Annotated in this window: 19 protein-coding genes; 5 read left to right on the forward strand and 14 right to left on the reverse strand. The window is 39.5% G+C overall.

Features of this window, described 5'->3' with window-relative positions:
• Positions 1-23: 23 nt before the first annotated feature.
• Together mutS and argR are read right to left on the reverse strand one after the other, a co-directional pair.
• Entirely contained in the window at positions 24-2558 is a 2535-nt protein-coding gene (mutS, locus tag SINDD18_RS05965; protein WP_061863450.1) for a DNA mismatch repair protein MutS, read from the reverse strand.
• Positions 2559-2605: 47 nt separating this feature from the next.
• Positions 2606-3052 (reverse strand): arginine repressor, encoded by a 447-nt coding sequence (argR, locus tag SINDD18_RS05970; protein WP_001231485.1) that lies wholly within the window; start codon positions 3050-3052, stop codon positions 2606-2608.
• A gap of 141 nt (positions 3053-3193) precedes the next feature.
• On the opposite strand from argR, the gene argS reads away from it, so the two are divergent.
• A complete protein-coding gene (gene argS / locus SINDD18_RS05975; RefSeq protein WP_061863451.1) occupies positions 3194-4885 on the forward strand; it encodes an arginine--tRNA ligase in 1692 nt (563 codons plus the stop codon).
• A gap of 788 nt (positions 4886-5673) precedes the next feature.
• The gene (locus SINDD18_RS05980) at positions 5674-5922 is read left to right on the forward strand and encodes a hypothetical protein (RefSeq protein WP_000084856.1); all 249 of its coding nucleotides are present in this window, start codon (positions 5674-5676) and stop codon (positions 5920-5922) included.
• A 36-nt stretch (positions 5923-5958) separates the two neighbouring features.
• On the opposite strand, the gene SINDD18_RS05985 is transcribed toward SINDD18_RS05980, so the two are convergent.
• The 8 genes from SINDD18_RS05985 to SINDD18_RS06020 all read right to left on the reverse strand — a co-directional run bounded on the left by SINDD18_RS05985 (position 5959) and on the right by SINDD18_RS06020 (position 12833).
• Complete coding sequence (locus SINDD18_RS05985) at positions 5959-6204, reverse strand: hypothetical protein (RefSeq protein WP_241497356.1); 246 nt, start codon at positions 6202-6204, stop codon at positions 5959-5961.
• A gap of 33 nt (positions 6205-6237) precedes the next feature.
• Positions 6238-6705: a class Ib ribonucleoside-diphosphate reductase assembly flavoprotein NrdI gene (gene nrdI / locus SINDD18_RS05990; RefSeq protein WP_049527317.1), complete on the reverse strand. Its 468-nt coding sequence runs from the start codon at positions 6703-6705 to the stop codon at positions 6238-6240.
• 72 nt (positions 6706-6777) lie between these two features.
• The gene (locus SINDD18_RS05995; RefSeq protein ID WP_061863452.1) at positions 6778-7311 is read right to left on the reverse strand and encodes an ABC transporter permease; all 534 of its coding nucleotides are present in this window, start codon (positions 7309-7311) and stop codon (positions 6778-6780) included.
• 62 nt (positions 7312-7373) lie between these two features.
• Complete coding sequence (locus tag SINDD18_RS06000; protein ID WP_061863453.1) at positions 7374-8660, reverse strand: response regulator transcription factor; 1287 nt, start codon at positions 8658-8660, stop codon at positions 7374-7376.
• A 2-nt stretch (positions 8661-8662) separates the two neighbouring features.
• A complete protein-coding gene (locus SINDD18_RS06005) occupies positions 8663-10336 on the reverse strand; it encodes a sensor histidine kinase (protein ID WP_081108280.1) in 1674 nt (557 codons plus the stop codon).
• Positions 10314-10928: a YesL family protein gene (locus tag SINDD18_RS06010; protein ID WP_061863454.1), complete on the reverse strand. Its 615-nt coding sequence runs from the start codon at positions 10926-10928 to the stop codon at positions 10314-10316. Before SINDD18_RS06010 ends, SINDD18_RS06005 begins: the two co-directional genes overlap by 23 nt.
• Positions 10929-11868: 940 nt before the next feature.
• Positions 11869-12207 carry a Cd(II)/Zn(II)-sensing metalloregulatory transcriptional regulator CadX gene (gene cadX, locus SINDD18_RS06015; protein WP_061863455.1) on the reverse strand — a complete coding sequence of 113 codons (339 nt, stop codon included), beginning with the start codon at positions 12205-12207 and terminating at the stop codon, positions 11869-11871.
• A gap of 11 nt (positions 12208-12218) precedes the next feature.
• The gene (locus SINDD18_RS06020; RefSeq protein WP_006152989.1) at positions 12219-12833 is read right to left on the reverse strand and encodes a CadD family cadmium resistance transporter; all 615 of its coding nucleotides are present in this window, start codon (positions 12831-12833) and stop codon (positions 12219-12221) included.
• Between the two features lie 28 nt (positions 12834-12861).
• On the opposite strand from SINDD18_RS06020, the gene SINDD18_RS11385 reads away from it, so the two are divergent.
• Positions 12862-13035, forward strand: coding sequence for a FanG protein (locus tag SINDD18_RS11385; RefSeq protein ID WP_081108273.1), 174 nt, complete (start codon positions 12862-12864; stop codon positions 13033-13035).
• A 77-nt stretch (positions 13036-13112) separates the two neighbouring features.
• Here the strand turns inward: SINDD18_RS11385 and rpmG are convergent, their stop codons facing one another.
• The 4 genes from rpmG to SINDD18_RS06040 form a co-directional block, all read right to left on the reverse strand.
• Positions 13113-13262, reverse strand: coding sequence for a 50S ribosomal protein L33 (gene rpmG, locus SINDD18_RS06025; protein ID WP_001265622.1), 150 nt, complete (start codon positions 13260-13262; stop codon positions 13113-13115).
• Between the two features lie 15 nt (positions 13263-13277).
• Positions 13278-13460, reverse strand: coding sequence for a 50S ribosomal protein L32 (rpmF, locus tag SINDD18_RS06030; RefSeq protein WP_061863456.1), 183 nt, complete (start codon positions 13458-13460; stop codon positions 13278-13280).
• A gap of 147 nt (positions 13461-13607) precedes the next feature.
• Positions 13608-13808, reverse strand: a complete 201-nt coding sequence (locus SINDD18_RS06035; protein WP_000796543.1) for a PTS ascorbate transporter subunit IIC — start codon at positions 13806-13808, stop codon at positions 13608-13610.
• Between the two features lie 2 nt (positions 13809-13810).
• A complete protein-coding gene (locus SINDD18_RS06040) occupies positions 13811-14818 on the reverse strand; it encodes an SPFH domain-containing protein (RefSeq protein WP_061863457.1) in 1008 nt (335 codons plus the stop codon).
• 184 nt (positions 14819-15002) lie between these two features.
• On the opposite strand from SINDD18_RS06040, the gene ilvD reads away from it, so the two are divergent.
• Positions 15003-16706, forward strand: coding sequence for a dihydroxy-acid dehydratase (gene ilvD / locus SINDD18_RS06045; protein WP_061863458.1), 1704 nt, complete (start codon positions 15003-15005; stop codon positions 16704-16706).
• A 105-nt stretch (positions 16707-16811) separates the two neighbouring features.
• Positions 16812-17180, forward strand: coding sequence for a hypothetical protein (locus SINDD18_RS06050; RefSeq protein WP_061863459.1), 369 nt, complete (start codon positions 16812-16814; stop codon positions 17178-17180).
• Positions 17181-17195 lie beyond the last annotated feature (15 nt).

A 17195-nucleotide genomic window follows, 5' to 3' on the forward strand; every position in this document is an offset into this window, starting at 1 on the left:
CCTTTCTATGAGTGGGTTTTTGCTTATAATTTTTGCTTCCATTCTAACAAGAGGTTCATGGCTTGCATCGGTGTCATGTTGTACACATCTACTTTAGCCAATTCTGCTAGGATAGGATTTTCTTCCGCCGAGTCAAATAGGGAAATTTGTTCAGAAACTGCATGTGTTTGTTTCATTGGAGCAGGACTTTCCTGACCTTGACTCTCTAATTGCGTTAAAATTTCATCTGCTCTTTTCAGCAAGTCACTAGGCAATCCAGCGATCTTAGCTACGTGAATACCGTATGATTTATCAGCTGGTCCTGCTTCGATCTTGTGAAGGAAGGTAACCTGACCATTTTGCTCAAGCGTAGCCACGTGTACATTTACTAGATGTTCAAGACTAGCTTCCAGACTGGTTAATTCATGGTAATGCGTTGCAAAGAGAGTCTTGGCACCGATATGTTCATGAATATACTCGATAATTGCCTGGGCCAAGGCCATGCCATCATAAGTTGCCGTTCCGCGTCCAAGCTCATCAAAGAGAATCAGGGATTTTTCAGTAGCATGTGCAATAGCATTATTAGCTTCCATCATCTCGACCATAAAGGTTGACTGACCTGAAACCAAGTCATCTGCTGCCCCGATACGGGTAAAAATTGCATCAAACATTGGTAAATGAGCACGTTCTGCCGGTACATAAGAACCCATCTGAGCCATGACCGCTGTCATAGCTAATTGGCGCATATAGGTTGACTTCCCGCTCATGTTAGGCCCTGTAATCAGTTGGATGCTAGTATCTTCACCCATTTGGATGCTGTTGGGAATATAGGTTTGGGCTCCCATGACCTTCTCAACGACTGCGTGACGTCCCTTTTGGATGTCAATTCGTGAATCCTCTCCGAACTCTGGCCGAATCAAGTGCTGATTTTCTGCTACCACTGCCAAGCCTTGTAAGACATCGACAGTAGCGATTCCTTGGGCTAGGGCTTGCAGGCGTTGGATATATTTCCCAACCTCCTCACGAATCCGCATAAAGATTTCATATTCTAGATTTGCTGATTTCTCGCGCGCCTCTAACATTTCTCCCTCGATACGAGCCAACTCCTCTGTCCCGAAACGTTCAGAGTTTTTCAGCGTAGCCTTGCGGAAAAAGTGGGCTGGTACGTTACCAAGCTGCGAATTGGTCACATGAAAATAGTAACCATCTTTTTTATTGTAGTCAATCTTGAGCGTACTGATGCCAGAGTTTTCTCTTTCCTTGGCCTCAATCTCAGCTATCCAGCTGGTTCCCTCTCTCAGCACCCGACGATACTTATCCAAGGTCTCATCAAAGCCAGTCCGGATAATGCCACCCTCTGTAATCACATGAGGAGCCTCAGGAGCAATGGCTGCGCTAATGAGACTTTCCAACTCAGGAATAGCATCTAATTGTTCAATCAGATAGGCAAGAGCTGGTTGCTCCATTCCTTCTAAAATTGCTCGAATTCGTGGAACACTTCCCAAGGTAGTCGCTAATTGCAAGAGATCTTTGGGATTGCTTTTCCCAAAAGACACACGACTAGCCAGACGCTCGATATCGTAGACTCCCTTGAGGCTTTCTGTCAAATCACTACGTTCAAAGAAATAATCCAGAAAGACCTGTACAACCTCCTGACGTTCAAGGATACGATCCTTGTCAATCAAGGGACGGTGGATCCAAGAGCGCAAAAGACGCATTCCCATGGCAGTCTTAGTTTCATCTAGCAACCAGAAAAGACTGCCTTGTTTCTTGCCAGAACGAGCATTTTCTACTAGATCTAAACTAGCCTTGGTTGCATAATCCATCTGCAAGAAATCCTTAATTTCATAACGGACAACTGGCTTCAAGTGATTCAACTCTCTCATCTGAGTCCGATGAACATACTGAAGAAGCTTACTACTGGCAGCTTGTTCAATTGGCGCCAAGCGTGGATCCAGCAGATGTATGTCTTCAAATAATTCTTGCTCATAAGAAAGCACCAAATTCATTTGACGGCTGAGAATCTGTTCTTCCTCTTCAGTTAAGGTATAGCCGATGACAACTTCTCTTGCCTTAAGATTTCGGATTTCACCACAGACCAGGGTAAAATCCAATAAACCTGTCACATAGAAATCACCCGTCACTAAGTCCATGTATGCCAAACCAAATTGCTGACCGTCACGGTCGATAGCCACCAAAAAGTTGTTTTGACTATCTGGTTTACTACTATCGACGACTGTACCAGGGGTAATCACCTGCACAACCTCGCGCTTAACAACCCCTACTGCCTGCTTAGGATCCTCCATCTGCTCAGCAATGGCAACCTTGTAGCCACGCTCCACTAGGACATCAATATACTGTTGTGCTGAGTGATAAGGAACTCCAGCCATGGGAATAGGATTGTCAGCATTCTTATTGCGACTGGTTAGTGAAATTTCTAGTATCTGGGCAGCATTGACTGCATCTTCGTAAAATAACTCATAAAAATCACCCATACGAAAGAGCAAAAAAGCATCTGGATATTGTTTTTTTATATCCACATACTGTTGCATGCCAGGTGATAATTTTTCTGTCATCATCCATTCTCTCCTTGTTAAAAATAGTCTTGAGAGAGACTCCCAAGACCTTATCTATCCTTCATCAAATCTAACAAACGATCTTCCATGAGTTTAGCAACATGCTGATCTCGGCAGATTACCAAGAGAGTATTGGCACCCGCAACTGTTCCTAAAATCCATTCATCCTTGTTGGCATCGACAACATTGGCTAAAACTGCGGCTTCACCCAATTTAGTGTGCAAAACTAAGGTAAACTCAGCTCTTGCTACACCTTCCAAATGATGGGATAAAAACTCAACCAGGTCAATCTTCTCCGTCTCATTTGCTAGTACGTAGTAGACCTTGTCATTTTTCTTAACCTTGGTCAAGCCCAGTTCGCGAAGGTCACGCGACAATGTCGTTTGCGTTACAAAAACATTGCGTGCTTCCAAACGATCTTGAATCTCCTTTTGAGTTCCTAACTTCTCCTCAGTGATCATCTGCTTGATCAACTGATGGCGTTCTCTTTTTCTCATAACATCCTCTCGAGTGAATATTTATAACATTTTCAACTATTTAATAAGAACATTATACCAAAAAAACCGAATATTTCAAAAAAATTCTTATCATTCCTCAAAATTGTGATAAAATAGAAGAAAAGTCCAAAGGAGTTTATAATGAATACAAAACAATTGATTGCTAGCGAATTGGCTAGCGTCATTGACCGCCTGGATCAAGAGGCTATTTTAAATTTACTAGAACAACCCAAAAACTCTGATATGGGAGACATCGCCTTCCCTGCCTTTACTCTAGCAAAAGTTGAGAGAAAAGCTCCACAAATGATTGCAGCAGATATCGCTGAAAAAATCAATAGCCAAGCCTTTGAAAAAGTCGTCGCTACTGGACCTTATGTTAACTTCTTCCTTGATAAAAATGCCATTTCTGCTCAAGTATTACAAGCTGTTATCACTGAAAAAGAACACTATGCTGACCAAAATATTGGTAAACAAGAAAATGTTGTTATCGACATGTCTAGTCCCAATATTGCTAAGCCATTCTCTATTGGTCACCTGCGCTCAACTGTTATCGGAGATAGCTTGTCACATATTTTCCAAAAAATCGGTTATCAAACAGTCAAGGTCAACCATTTAGGAGACTGGGGTAAACAGTTTGGAATGCTGATCGTTGCCTACAAAAAATGGGGCGACGAAGAAGCTGTAAAAGCTCATCCGATTGATGAACTTCTTAAACTCTACGTTCGCATCAATGCTGAAGCTGAAAATGACCCTAGCTTGGATGAAGAAGCACGCGAATGGTTCCGTAAACTTGAAAATGGAGATGAGGAAGCTCTCGCACTTTGGCAATGGTTCCGTGATGAAAGTTTGGTGGAATTTAACCGCCTTTACAATGAATTGAAGGTTGAATTCGACAGCTACAACGGGGAAGCCTTTTACAATGACAAGATGGATGCAGTTGTAGATATCCTTTCTGAAAAAGGACTTTTGGTCGAATCAGAAGGTGCCCAAGTTGTTAATCTTGAAAAATATGGAATTGAACACCCAGCTCTTATCAAGAAATCTGACGGTGCAACTCTCTACATCACACGTGACTTGGCTGCGGCCCTCTACCGTAAAAACGAATATCAATTTGCCAAATCGATCTATGTCGTTGGTCAAGAACAATCTGCTCACTTTAAACAACTCAAGGCTGTCTTGCAAGAGATGGGTTACGATTGGAGTCAAGATATTGTCCATGTTCCTTTTGGATTGGTAACAAAAGAAGGGAAAAAACTCTCTACTCGTAAAGGGAATGTCATCTTGCTAGAGCCTACAGTTGCAGAGGCTGTCAGTCGTGCCAAAGCGCAAATCGAAGCCAAAAATCCGGAACTTGAAAATAAAGACCAGGTTGCTCATGCTGTTGGAGTTGGGGCCATTAAATTCTATGACCTTAAAACTGACCGTACAAATGGCTACGACTTCGACCTTGAAGCTATGGTATCTTTTGAAGGCGAGACTGGTCCTTATGTTCAATACGCCTATGCTCGTATCCAATCCATCTTGCGCAAAGCGGATTTCAAACCTGAAGCAGATGCCAACTATAGCTTGAATGATCCTGAAAGCTGGGAAATTATTAAACTCATCCAAGATTTCCCACGTATTATCAACCGTGCGGCGGATAACTTTGAACCTTCTATCATTGCTAAATTTGCAATTAGCTTAGCGCAAGCCTTCAACAAATATTACGCTCACACTCGTATCTTGGATGAAAGTCCAGAACGCGACAGTCGTTTAGCCCTCAGCTATGCAACTGCAGTTGTCCTCAAAGAAGCACTTCGTTTGTTGGGTGTAGAAGCACCAGAGAAGATGTAATTCGTTACAAGAGACTGGAACTAAAGTTCCTAGTCTCTTGACGGCAATCGCTATCGGGCGATTTGCCTAAACGCCTTACTAATGCATCCAAATAATTAATATCGATTTATTTGGATGCATGTCGTGATCTATTAAATTAATTTATTACTAAGCAGTCTAAGTAACTAACGCCAAATCCTATTCGGACTTTGGCTAGGTGCTTCACTAGTCTTTCGATAGAAATATGATCGATTTCTACCGAAAAAAGTCGCAATCTTAAAGTTACTGGAATTAAAGTTCCTAATTGTTGGACGCTAGCTGCTTTTATGCGGACTAGCTAACTGCTTCACTAGTCATGGCCCCTAAATATAATCGATTTAGGGGCCACGACGTCGTAAATGAGGCGACTTGCCTAAACGCTTCACTAATTCACCTAACCAAATAATATCGATTTGGTTAGGCTCATGTCGTAGGCTTTTAATCACTTTATTGTAATGCAGTCTAAGTAACTAACGCCAAATCCTATTCAGAGTTTGGCTAGGCGCTTCACTAGTCTTTCGATAGAAATATGATCGATTTCTACCGAAAGACGTCGCAATCTTAAAGTTACTGAATTGCAGAGCGTTCTAAGCAACCAATCCTAAACCTCTACGGACTTTTATTGGGTACTAGGGGCGGAGTGCATTACATCTACTATTTTAGATTAGCGATCACTTGCCTAATTTCTATATTGTCCTTACTTGAAAAGCGAAAAATCTTTTTCGCTTTTCTCTTGCTATTAACTTCTTTATCACTTAGGGAGAGATTTTATGAGCCAATATGCTTATATTTTAGTTGTCATCAGTCTTGTCGCTCTTTTTCTCATCAACAAATACGAAAAGGAAAAACTACAAAGACTTCTACAAGAACAGCTGTTAAAGGATGAATCTTTTCGCGCTACTATCAAGGAAAAGATTCAAACAACAGAAAACATCAATGATGTCATTGACTACATCAATAAAGGATATCGTTTGGGAATTATGATTTCAAAAGAAATTGTTGAAGACATCAGAAAATAAAAAAAGGATTCGAGATAGTATTTCTCGAGTCCTTTTCTATTTTTTCCTGAGAACCAAAATTCCCACCAGTATAACAATCCCTAAGGATACCATGGTTCCAAGTGGTTCTACATTTTCATCAAAAATTTTCTCAGAGAACCGTAGCAGAGCAATCGCTAATAGTAGCAAGGCACTGCATAGCATAATATCCTTGAAGCTTGGTTTGCGTTTTATATACTTTAAAAATGATTTCTGTAGTTTACTCATTTCGATTGTCCCCTTTGAAGTAAATCCTTTATCCATAGAATAAATCTCTTCCTTAGAAAATCTGGCCTCTTACAAAGCTTCTAATTCATAAAGTTCCGCAATAATCCCTGCAACCTTCTTGATATCTCCCAGCATTCCACGCATCTCAAAGTCAGCTAGGACTGGAAAACCAAAGCGCTGGCTATATTGCTTGGCGGTCAAACAGTATTGGTTATTGAAATTGCGGTTACCCGATCCTACAACACCAAAACACTTGCTAGCATTGTCACCATAGGCGATAAAGTCCCCTACTGGAGTGGTCAAAATCTCTACATCTCCGTTGTCAACACCATTGCCACCTTCTAGGTAAGTCGGTAGGAAAGCCACATATGGGTTGGTCATCTCAAAGAAGTCTTCTCCTTCTTTGACCAAGTCTTTAATATGAATTTTTTCTACTTCAATGTTCTCATACTGTTCTAACAGGTAGGCCTTCAGCCGTGTCACGAAACTCTCCGTATTTCCGCTCAGACTGATGTAGACCAAGGAAATTTTTTTCATTTTCTCCTCCTTTTTTGAATCATAAAAAATAACTACCAAGATTGTATCTTGATAGTTATGCTTTGTCAACTCTTAGGCCAGTTCTTCCTCTTCTTGAGTTTCTGTCAATTCTTTTTGCTGACGCCACATTTTATAGAAGACGATTGCTAGGAAGATAACATTGAGTACGATCCCAAAAATAGCTGAACCTTTGGCACCAAGCTCCGCTCCCATACGGATGTTAGGGTCTGTAAAAAGTGAAACCGCATCCTGAACGCCGATAAAGTTGTAGATAGAACCAACGATGGCAACGAAGACATAAGCAAGATAAGTGTAGTTAGCCAATTGAAGGTTTTTACGAATAAGGAAAACCAAAGCCACAACAACCAGAATAACAGATAAGACAACCAAGAGAATGCTGAAGATAGAATGACCATGCTCCGATACCTTAATGGTGTAAGCAACGAGCTCCTTTGCATAAGTAGCATTAACACCTGATGCTGATGTTTCTAGATTGTTCATACCCTCCGCAGTAGGTACTGGAGATATGATTCCAAATAGTGACATAGCTGAGAGTAAGGCTGAAAAAATCAGTAATACCCATAGATAGATTGGTTTCTTTTTCATCAAAGCAACCCCCTTATGTTTTTTTAGTTTATTATAGCATATTTTAACAAGCAAAACAAATCCTACAAGTTTGCTTCCACCTGCTTACGGTAGGCTTTAGGAGACTTCCCACATAGTTTTCGAAAGACCTTATAGAAATAACCTACATTACTGTAACCAACCGTATAGCAAATATCCTCAATACTATCATTAGTAGATAGCAAGAGCTGTTGGGCAGCCTTAATGCGTTGCTTATTGAGAAGCTCCGCAAAGGTGGAATTGGTTTCCTTCTTGATCAACTGCCCCAAATAAACAGGATTGATAAAGAGATCCTTGCTGATATCCTTGAGAGAAAGCTCTTTTTGGTAATCTCTACCAATAACTTCAAGTACACTGACCACATTTTCATTCATTCGATATTGGCCGAAGAAGGATGTCGAGGTTTCCTTGGTATAAGCGACTAAATCCTCAAAAGTTGTAATGGCATGAATATTCTTGACAATATCTGTCATATCGTCTGCTTTCAAATGTTCAAAAAGATGGAAGACATCCATGACAAACTGGGTAAACAACTGCTTGGTAATGGATACCCTCGGTGTGTTTTCTAACACAATCTTCTCAAGTAAGGTCAACTCCTCGATAATCTGCTGGAGATTTCCCTGGATGATCACTCGATAGATGGGTTCGTAGTAAGAAAAGAGACTTTCAGACTGATCAAGATTTACAGTCCCATAGAAAAGTGCCTTTTCTACATTAAATTTCCATTTTTCAAAGTTGACTTGATAAGGTGCCTCAAAAGGCATGACTAGCAAGCCCTCAAATTCCTGATCAGCAAGGACAATTTGCCAATCTTGCCCCAGAACGTAGTAAGGAATGACAAAATTCCCTTGTTTTTCCTTGGAAAGTCCGATCCACCAATTTTCTTTTTGGCTGAGATGAGCCTTGAATGCTTCTTCATCTAGTTGCTGACTCAATATTTCTGGCTCATGAGATTTTTCACCAAGCTGACTGGCAATCTTTTCAAGCAAGCGTTCAAGCTCAACCTTATCGACTGGTTTAACCAGATAATCAACGACATTGAGATTCATGGCTTTTTTGACATAGTCAAATTCTTGATAACCCGATAGTAGGATATAATAAGCATCTGGTAACAAGTCCTTCATCTCCCCAATCATTTCAAGCCCTGTCTTGTCAGGCATATTGACATCAGAAATGACAATATCTACGGGATGTTCTCGAACGTAGTCCAGAGCGTCGTCAGCATGATTGGCTGTTGCAACGACTTCCATATCCCACTTGTCAAAAGGAATCAAACGTTTGAGTCCTTCTGTAATCATGTACTCATCGTCAACTAAAAGTACTTTATACATCTTTATCCTTTCTCTTCATTTTGAATGGTGATTCGATAGCGAACACCTTCTTGTTTAACTGATTCTACACTGATGTCATAGCGGTCGCCAAAGTAGAGTACAAAGCGCTCATGCACATTGACAATCCCAATGGACTGGCGTTTCCCACTATAATCCACCGTATGTTCGAAGGTTCTTTGAGCTAATTTATCCTGGATCTCTGCTAGCTTATCAGCAGGCATTCCACGCCCATTATCGGTTACCAAGATTTCAACATATCCTTCTTTTTTCAAGGCCTTGATACTAATCACATTATCTGTACGTCGATGATCAACTCCGTGAGCAAAATAATTCTCCACCAAGGGTTGGAGGGTAAATTTTGGAATGCGCATTTCTTCCAATCCAGGGTCAATCTTAAATCCGTAAGCAATGGATTTTGGATAACGCACCATACAGAGATAGCTGTACTTCCGACAAAACTCTACTTCTTGTTTGAGTGTCGTTTCTCGCTCGTCAGAGATATTATTGCGCAGGAGACTACTGAACTCATAGATAATATCCGCTAGTTCATTTTGGTTCTCCATGACCGCGTACATACGTAGAAACTCCAGAGTATTGTACATGAAATGTGGATTTATCTGAGCTTGTAGGGCGCGCATATTTGCATCTTTTTGACTCAGTTCAAGTTGATAAATATCATGGATATTTCTCTCCAATCGATCCAACATATCATTTGTTGTCTCAGCGATTACAAGCAATTCCTGGTCTTTTTTCGTGAGATCAATTCTTTTACCTTGTTCTCCTTGCGCAATATCATGGATTGTTTCCACTAGGTCAACAACCTGGGTTTGATACTTCGAAAATGTTTTTTTCAAGGTTACATATAAAATAACGATAAAGAGGAGACTCAAAGCAAGAATAAAGACAGAACTAGAGACACTACCACTAAGGACATAATCCCTTGGAACTGCAACCTGAACCTGATAACCATGAGCTGTCTCATCTTGCAACCATTCCTCTCGATCACTTTTTTCACCTTGGTGAAACATATCCGTTTCAAAAGGAGAGGTGATGCTCACAGCAATTGGGATATTTCCTCTGGTATTGTCAATAGCCTTATAAAAAACATCGGAAGATACAGAGACATAAATAACACCAAGAGCTTGATCCGATACTGGATCGGATACAGGAATGGCGAAACTATTGGCATCTGGCTTGAAGGCATCTGCAGAAACCTTGTAACCACTACGATTGTCCCTCTTCGAAACATAAACTTCTGTCGAGTCTTGCAAGACAATGGCTACACCCGTTACAAAATCATTGCGCACATAAAGGTCATCGATATTTTCATAAATGGATACAGATATATAGGGCGATGCTTTACGCTCCAGTTGCCAATAGAAATAATCTGGTGTACTGAGGCTAAAATACTTATAAATTCCCTCGATTCGCGCTTGATTCTCTACTAAACTTTGGGCTGAACGCGCTGATTCTCGATAATAATACTCAACCTCACTCACTGTCCGAGTCAAAACCCGCTGGGAAACCTGTCTTGCTTCTTTTTCTCGACTATCCCAGTTCACATAGGAAATCAACAGGGCAAAACTAGCAATGATGACAATCATCACCCAAGTATAGGTTCGAAGGAGTGAATGAAGCCAAAACTGTTTCATCCTATTTGGACGCCAATTTTTCATGAATGCTTTCATAAACAGGCTCCAATAAATCACTAATAAAGAAATGCCACATACCAATCCCTACAAAAATAATGAGGGCAGGCATATAAAACCCAATAATGGCTAACAAGACGCTACCAAGAAGAACTTTAGCCACTGCTGATAAGCTCATAAAAATTCCGATAAAGGCAAGCTTTAAGGTATTTTGATAGGATAAGTCAAAATAAACTTGTAATTTTAGAGAAACTGTATAAGCCAAAAAGACCAAGGCTACCAAAAAGATATTTAGAAAGGTTGCTGCCAAATGGATAATGGTCTGATGCGGCAATTGGATCATGAGATACAAACCATAAATCAAGATCAAGTCAAGTCCCATAAAGGTGTAGAAACTGAGATTGCTTTTAATAAAATTGCTCTTATAAAGAGTCCAAGCCTCTTTAAAACCATAGGCACGGTAAGAATAACCATGTTCTGCAAATAAACTCATGATAGTCGCACTAGCTGGCGCTATACCAAAAACCACACCTCCTGCTAGTGTCAATAACCAAAAATAAGCCGTAGCTATCATCCCCAAAAAGAAACGATGAAAGACTAGCTCAATAAAATTTCCCACGGTTTGCCTCCAAAAAAATAATCTAGAACTATTATAACATATTTCAAGCGCTCTCAAAAAAGAAGAGGAGAGAAAAGGTAGCAAGAGTTGAACCTGCTACCTTTTAGAAGCAAGTTCGGAGCAGGTATCCATCCTTGTCAAATGGCCAAATGTTAGTTTATAAAGGATAAATATAATTGTTTAATAATGTTATTTGTGCTATAATAAATATAGATAGAGATACCGATCAATGACCAAAGGAGTTTTCAGAAAAGATAAACATGTTTGCAGATTAAATACTTACTATTCAACTTATTTACTAGATTAACAAAATAACGAAAGGAGTATGAATCATGACTTTAAGAACTACTTTGTTTTGTGTTGCGCTTGTATTGACTCTTTTCTCTGATAAATTGTTCAAACAACAATATGTAAAAATCGTAAAAATAATTTGCGCTATAATCTTATTAGTCGCTTCATTATCATATCTGTTCTAAGTTATTTTAAGAATACAGGAATTTGTTTGTCCTGTATTCTTTTTTCTACCAAACGTACATTTATAAAATGAATAACAAGTTGATAAAATCAACCAAATTAGAGGCGAAAAAAGGTAGAGATTGAACTGAAATATAGTGAAATGTATTGAAATTGGAAAAAAGAAAAAACGCTTAAAATAAGCGTTTTTCTTATGTATTGATTCGTATTGAATGCTTACTTCACTTCTATCTACAGTTTCTAGATCTCTAAATATAATAGAGCTGAAGCAGTGGTAAAACAGATCATCAACAAACTTGGTAATATCTTAGAAAATAATTTCTTTATAGTCCAAGTCGGTTTGCTTTAAATTATACTTTTTTCTTAAACATTTGCTACGAGTAGGTCTTTCTTGTGAGTAATTTTCATCAAAAAATTTCATAGATAAGTCCTATATATAATCATGGTAAAGTAGTAAAAATAGTTGTTATCCTAGTTGATTAAAAAAGTCTTTGATTTCCTCATCTTTTATAAAATAATATATAATTTTCCCCTCTCTTCTAGTATCCAAGATGTTTTGATTGGCTAGTTTACGAAGATGGTGGGAGGCAGATGCAATACTGAGATTTAGTAAACAGGCTATATCACAGACACAGAGTTCTTCAACAGCAAGGAGATAAAAGATGATATTTATCTGTTTATTATCGGTAAATTTTGATAAAATGCGAAGTGATTTTTGGACTTTTTCCTTTTCAAGGTAGTTCGTTGCGGTTGTAACATTTTGTTGATTAATAACATCCACTTGGCAGATACTATCTTTTTTCATAATTTTTTCTCCTAGCCGAACACAGTCCTTAGCATGTCAAAGCTGTTGTTTTCAATCAGGATATACATCCCCAATCCTAAATAAACAACGGCAATAAACCATCTGCTATATTTCTCCAAAGTTTCTCCAACAGAAGGGACTTGTGCCAATTTTTGGGCAGAAAAAACCAAGAGATAAATCATGACTAGAAAGGTAAGTAAAGCCACTATCAAATTCGCTAAATTTAAGGTAATAAAATATGGGACAAAAACACCAATATTGTCAGCACCACAACTTGCAAAAGTAATCATAGCGACTAGAAAAATCAGGTTTTTATCATCTTTGCGCAAACCATCTTTTGCAATAGCTTCTCCATCAGAATCTCCTAAAAGCAAAACTTTGAGTCCTAGGAAAATTGGAATCAAACCGAGCAAACCTAAAATCTCTTTACTAGGAATATAATTTAAGACAAATGCAAAAAGTAAACTTAGCAATATTAGACTAACAGAGCCTAGAAATTGTCCTAAATAGATGTTAATGATGTCTTTTCTGCTTTTTCTTTTGGCAAAAAATAACATTAGGATAATAAGTAAGTCTACGGCTGTCCCAGAATACAGGATTATTGAAGTAACAACATTTTGAACCATAAAACACCTCATTCAAATATATTTTTGAATGTATTTTAACATTAAACTTTGTAGATGTCAACTTCAGCTCCATCAAAATATAGATAAGAAGGTAGTGTACCAAACATTAAAAAGCCCTGTCATCGAAATGATAGCAGGGCTCAACTTCAATATCCAGATGATATATTTATCTAAAAAAGGTAGAGATTGGACTGAAATATAGTGAAATGTATTGAAATTGAAAAAAGAAAAAACGCTTGAAATCAGCGTTTTTCTTATGTATTGATTCGTATTGAATGCTTACTTAACTTCTGTAAACACAACGTGTTTGCGAAGTTTTGGTGAGTATTTCTTCAATTGAAGACGGTCTGGAGTGTTACGTTTGTTTTTAGAAGTAAGGTACAAGCGTTCACCAGATTCTTTGTGTTCAAGTGTAATATTTACGCGCATGGTATCTCCCTTCTATTATTCAACTGATGCAGCTTTAGCGATCTTACGTCCTTTGTAGTATCCTTTAAGTGATACACGGTGAGAACGTGAGTAATCTCCAGTAGTTTCGTCAAAGTTTACAGATGGAGCTGTTACTTTGTAGTGTGTACGACGTTTGTTTTTCTTCGCTTTTGAAGTGCGGCGTGCAGGTACTGCCATTTTGATTTCTCCTTTTAAGATATAATTCAGTTAGGTTTGATTTTCATCAACTTTAATAGTATATCAAAACTTTTTTGTAAAGTAAAGTTACTTGACAAAAAAAGATTAAAAAATTTTCCTATCCAAAGTTCTGGATAGGAAATTAGGTTAAATATCTATCTCGAAAGGTTCATCAATGGTTTCTGAGACGTATTTCCCGTCTTTTTTTCGTTGTTTGACACATTCGGTGAGAAGATATTCAATTTGCCCATTGACTGATCGGAAGTCATCTTCTGCCCATGATGCGAGTGCAGCATATAACTTATTCGAGAGTCGAAGGGGGATTTGCTTTTTTTTAGCTTCTGCCATTTCTAATAAAGGCTTCCTGTATTGACAATTGGTTGTGCATCATGATTGCCACAGAGAACGACTAGGAGATTTGAAACCATCGCTGCTTTACGCTCTTCATCTAGTTCAACCAACTCTCCTTCATTGAGACGTTCCAGTGCCATTTCAACCATTCCTACAGCGCCGTCTACAATCATCTTGCGTGCATCGATAATAGCAGATGCTTGTTGACGTTGAAGCATGACAGCAGCAATTTCTGGTGCATAAGCTAGGTATGTAATACGTGCTTCAAGGATTTCCAAACCAGCGTCCTCTACACGACTTTGAATTTCCTCACGAATACGTTTAGCTACAATCTCACTAGAACCACGGAGGCTTCCTTCATCGGCTTGCCCATCACCTGTAGTATCCACATTAGGAGATACATCGTAAGGATAGATGCGGACAATATTACGAAGGGCGCTATCACACTGCAATGAAAGATATTCTTTATAGTTATCTACGTTGAAGACTGCTTTGGCTGTATCGACAACTCTCCAAGTTACCGCGATTCCGATTTCAACAGGGTTACCTAAACAATCGTTAATCTTTTGACGAGAATTACTCAAAGTCATAACTTTGAGAGAAATCTGTTTCTTGCCAATTTCAATGTTTACATCATTGCCATTGGATGATTTCATTCCTGAAAAAGGAGATTTTGTGCTAACATCGCCACTTTGTCCGAGTCGAGTGTGAATTGCAGGATTGACCGCTATGCTAAAAGGATTGACAAAGTAAAAACCAGGTTCTTTGATGGTACCTGTATAGTTACCAAAGAGAGTCAAAACCAGAGCTTCCTGAGGTTTGACAACTTTTAAACCAGCATGAGCTAGAGCTGAAATTAAGATTAATAAAAGTCCGATAATAATTCCAAAAATATTTTCTGAACCAGCACCCATGATAAATATAAAGAAACCAAGTACGAGTGCCAACTCAATGAGAATCAATGCTACTACACCATTTGGTTTTGAATTGATTAGTTTTTCAGTCATCAGAATGACCTCCTGTTTTTGATATCTAAATGATATCACTTTAATTTTAAATGTCAACAAAAATATGAAATCTTTTTTAAGAAGATTTCAATGTATTGAATTTTCTGAAAATTCAAGAATTTTCTTCTGTTATTCATGCGAAAAATGTGCTATAATGGTAAAAACTGAAATGGGAGGGACTTGAATGACAGAATTAGATAAACGTCACCGCAGTAGCATTTATGACAGCATGGTGAAATCACCAAACCGTGCTATGATGCGTGCGACTGGTATGACAGATAAAGACTTTGAAACACCGATTGTGGGGGTCATTTCGACTTGGGCAGAAAACACACCGTGTAATATTCACTTGCATGATTTTGGTAAGCTTGCAAAAGAAGGTGTCAAATCTGCTGGTGCTTGGCCTGTTCAATTTGGAACCATTACGGTAGCAGATGGGATTGCCATGGGAACGCCTGGTATGCGCTTCTCTTTGACATCTCGTGATATCATCGCGGACTCTATCGAAGCTGCTATGGGTGGTCATAACGTCGATGCCTTTGTAGCTATCGGGGGCTGTGATAAGAACATGCCTGGTTCTATGATTGCCATTGCCAATATGGATATCCCAGCTATTTTCGCCTACGGTGGTACTATCGCCCCTGGAAAACTGGATGGCAAAGACATCGACTTGGTTTCTGTATTTGAAGGTATCGGAAAATGGAACCACGGTGACATGACGGCTGAGGACGTAAAACGTCTCGAATGTAATGCCTGCCCTGGCCCTGGTGGCTGTGGTGGTATGTATACTGCTAATACCATGGCGACAGCTATCGAAGTTCTCGGTATGAGTTTGCCAGGCTCTTCATCTCACCCAGCTGAATCAGCTGATAAGAAAGAAGATATCGAAGCAGCAGGACGTGCTGTTGTTAAGATGCTGGAGCTCGGTCTCAAACCGTCTGATATCTTGACTCGTGAAGCCTTTGAAGATGCCATTACAGTGACAATGGCTCTGGGTGGTTCTACTAACGCCACTCTTCACTTGCTTGCTATTGCCCACGCAGCTAACGTTGACTTGTCACTTGAGGACTTTAATACCATCCAAGAACGTGTACCTCACTTAGCCGATTTGAAACCTTCTGGTCAGTATGTCTTCCAAGACCTCTACGAAGTTGGTGGTGTGCCTGCAGTTATGAAGTACTTGTTGGCAAATGGATTCCTTCACGGAGACCGTATCACATGTACTGGTAAAACTGTCGCTGAAAACTTGGAAGACTTTGCAGACCTCACACCAGGTCAAAAAGTCATTATGCCACTTGAAAATCCAAAACGTGCAGATGGTCCGCTTATCATCTTGAACGGTAATCTTGCTCCTGACGGTGCAGTTGCCAAGGTATCCGGTGTTAAAGTTCGTCGTCACGTTGGGCCAGCCAAGGTATTTGATTCTGAAGAAGATGCTATTCAAGCTGTCTTGTCAGACGAAATCGTTGACGGCGACGTTGTCGTTGTTCGTTTCGTTGGACCTAAAGGTGGTCCTGGTATGCCTGAGATGCTATCACTTTCTTCTATGATCGTTGGTAAAGGTCAAGGAGACAAGGTTGCCCTCTTGACAGACGGACGCTTCTCTGGTGGTACTTATGGACTGGTTGTTGGACATATCGCTCCTGAAGCTCAGGATGGTGGACCAATTGCCTACCTTCGTACAGGAGATATCGTCACTGTCGACCAAGATACTAAAGAAATTTCTATGGCCGTATCCGAAGAAGAACTTGAAAAACGTAAGGCAGAAACAACCTTGCCACCACTCTATAGCCGTGGTGTCCTCGGTAAATATGCCCATACCGTATCTTCTGCATCCCGTGGTGCCGTTACAGACTTCTGGAATATGGAACAATCTGGTAAAAAATAACTAAAAAATAAGCAGTCGTTAAATGACTGCTTTTTCTAGTTCTTTGTATTTTCTCATGGAATGTGATAAAATGTTTGCTCTAACTATGATTACAAAGGAGAAATAATATTTTCAAAAAATACAGGAATTATGCTCTACGTAGATGATGTAGCAGCTGAGAGAGACTTTTGGTCTGCTATCGGTTTTGAGGTTTTTAATCAATCAGAAATAATGGGTTTTGATACTTTTGAGATGAGACTTCACACGGACAGTACACTGACTTTTACTGTCTACGCCAAAGACTTTATTCGTCAGGTATCGCCAGAGGTAGTTGATATGAAACCTAGCCTACTCTTTGAGTCAGCGGACTTTCACGCCCTTCACGAGCGCCTAGCTGCAGTGACTGATACCACTAGTCCGATCAGTACTCAACCTTTCCCTCACTTTAACTTTGCAAGTCCAAGTGGACACTATTTTGCAGTTAGAGGAATCTAATAACAAAAAGGAGCC

Source organism: Streptococcus infantis, assembly GCF_001579645.1.
In the GTDB taxonomy this organism is placed as follows: domain Bacteria; phylum Bacillota; class Bacilli; order Lactobacillales; family Streptococcaceae; genus Streptococcus; species Streptococcus infantis_E.

Bases quoted from the DNA above. Each gene is read 5' to 3' on its own strand.
- argR (WP_001231485.1), bottom strand. From the start codon at position 3,052: ATGAGAAAAAGAGAACGCCATCAGTTGATCAAGCAGATGATCACTGAG.
- nrdI (WP_049527317.1), bottom strand. From the start codon at position 6,705: ATGAAAAAAATTTCCTTGGTCTACATCAGTCTGAGCGGAAATACGGAG.
- SINDD18_RS06005 (WP_081108280.1), bottom strand. From the start codon at position 10,336: ATGAAAAATTGGCGTCCAAATAGGATGAAACAGTTTTGGCTTCATTCA.
- SINDD18_RS11385 (WP_081108273.1), top strand. From the start codon at position 12,862: ATGTATTTTAACATTAAACTTTGTAGATGTCAACTTCAGCTCCATCAA.
- SINDD18_RS06035 (WP_000796543.1), bottom strand. From the start codon at position 13,808: ATGGCAGAAGCTAAAAAAAAGCAAATCCCCCTTCGACTCTCGAATAAG.
- rpmG (WP_001265622.1), bottom strand. From the start codon at position 13,262: ATGCGCGTAAATATTACACTTGAACACAAAGAATCTGGTGAACGCTTG.
- SINDD18_RS06040 (WP_061863457.1), bottom strand. From the start codon at position 14,818: ATGACTGAAAAACTAATCAATTCAAAACCAAATGGTGTAGTAGCATTG.
- argS (WP_061863451.1), top strand. From the start codon at position 3,194: ATGAATACAAAACAATTGATTGCTAGCGAATTGGCTAGCGTCATTGAC.
- SINDD18_RS05980 (WP_000084856.1), top strand. From the start codon at position 5,674: ATGAGCCAATATGCTTATATTTTAGTTGTCATCAGTCTTGTCGCTCTT.
- ilvD (WP_061863458.1), top strand. From the start codon at position 15,003: ATGACAGAATTAGATAAACGTCACCGCAGTAGCATTTATGACAGCATG.
- SINDD18_RS05995 (WP_061863452.1), bottom strand. From the start codon at position 7,311: ATGAAAAAGAAACCAATCTATCTATGGGTATTACTGATTTTTTCAGCC.
- SINDD18_RS06000 (WP_061863453.1), bottom strand. From the start codon at position 8,660: ATGTATAAAGTACTTTTAGTTGACGATGAGTACATGATTACAGAAGGA.
- SINDD18_RS05985 (WP_241497356.1), bottom strand. From the start codon at position 6,204: ATGGATAAAGGATTTACTTCAAAGGGGACAATCGAAATGAGTAAACTA.
- mutS (WP_061863450.1), bottom strand. From the start codon at position 2,558: ATGATGACAGAAAAATTATCACCTGGCATGCAACAGTATGTGGATATA.
- cadX (WP_061863455.1), bottom strand. From the start codon at position 12,207: ATGAAAAAAGATAGTATCTGCCAAGTGGATGTTATTAATCAACAAAAT.
- SINDD18_RS06020 (WP_006152989.1), bottom strand. From the start codon at position 12,833: ATGGTTCAAAATGTTGTTACTTCAATAATCCTGTATTCTGGGACAGCC.
- rpmF (WP_061863456.1), bottom strand. From the start codon at position 13,460: ATGGCAGTACCTGCACGCCGCACTTCAAAAGCGAAGAAAAACAAACGT.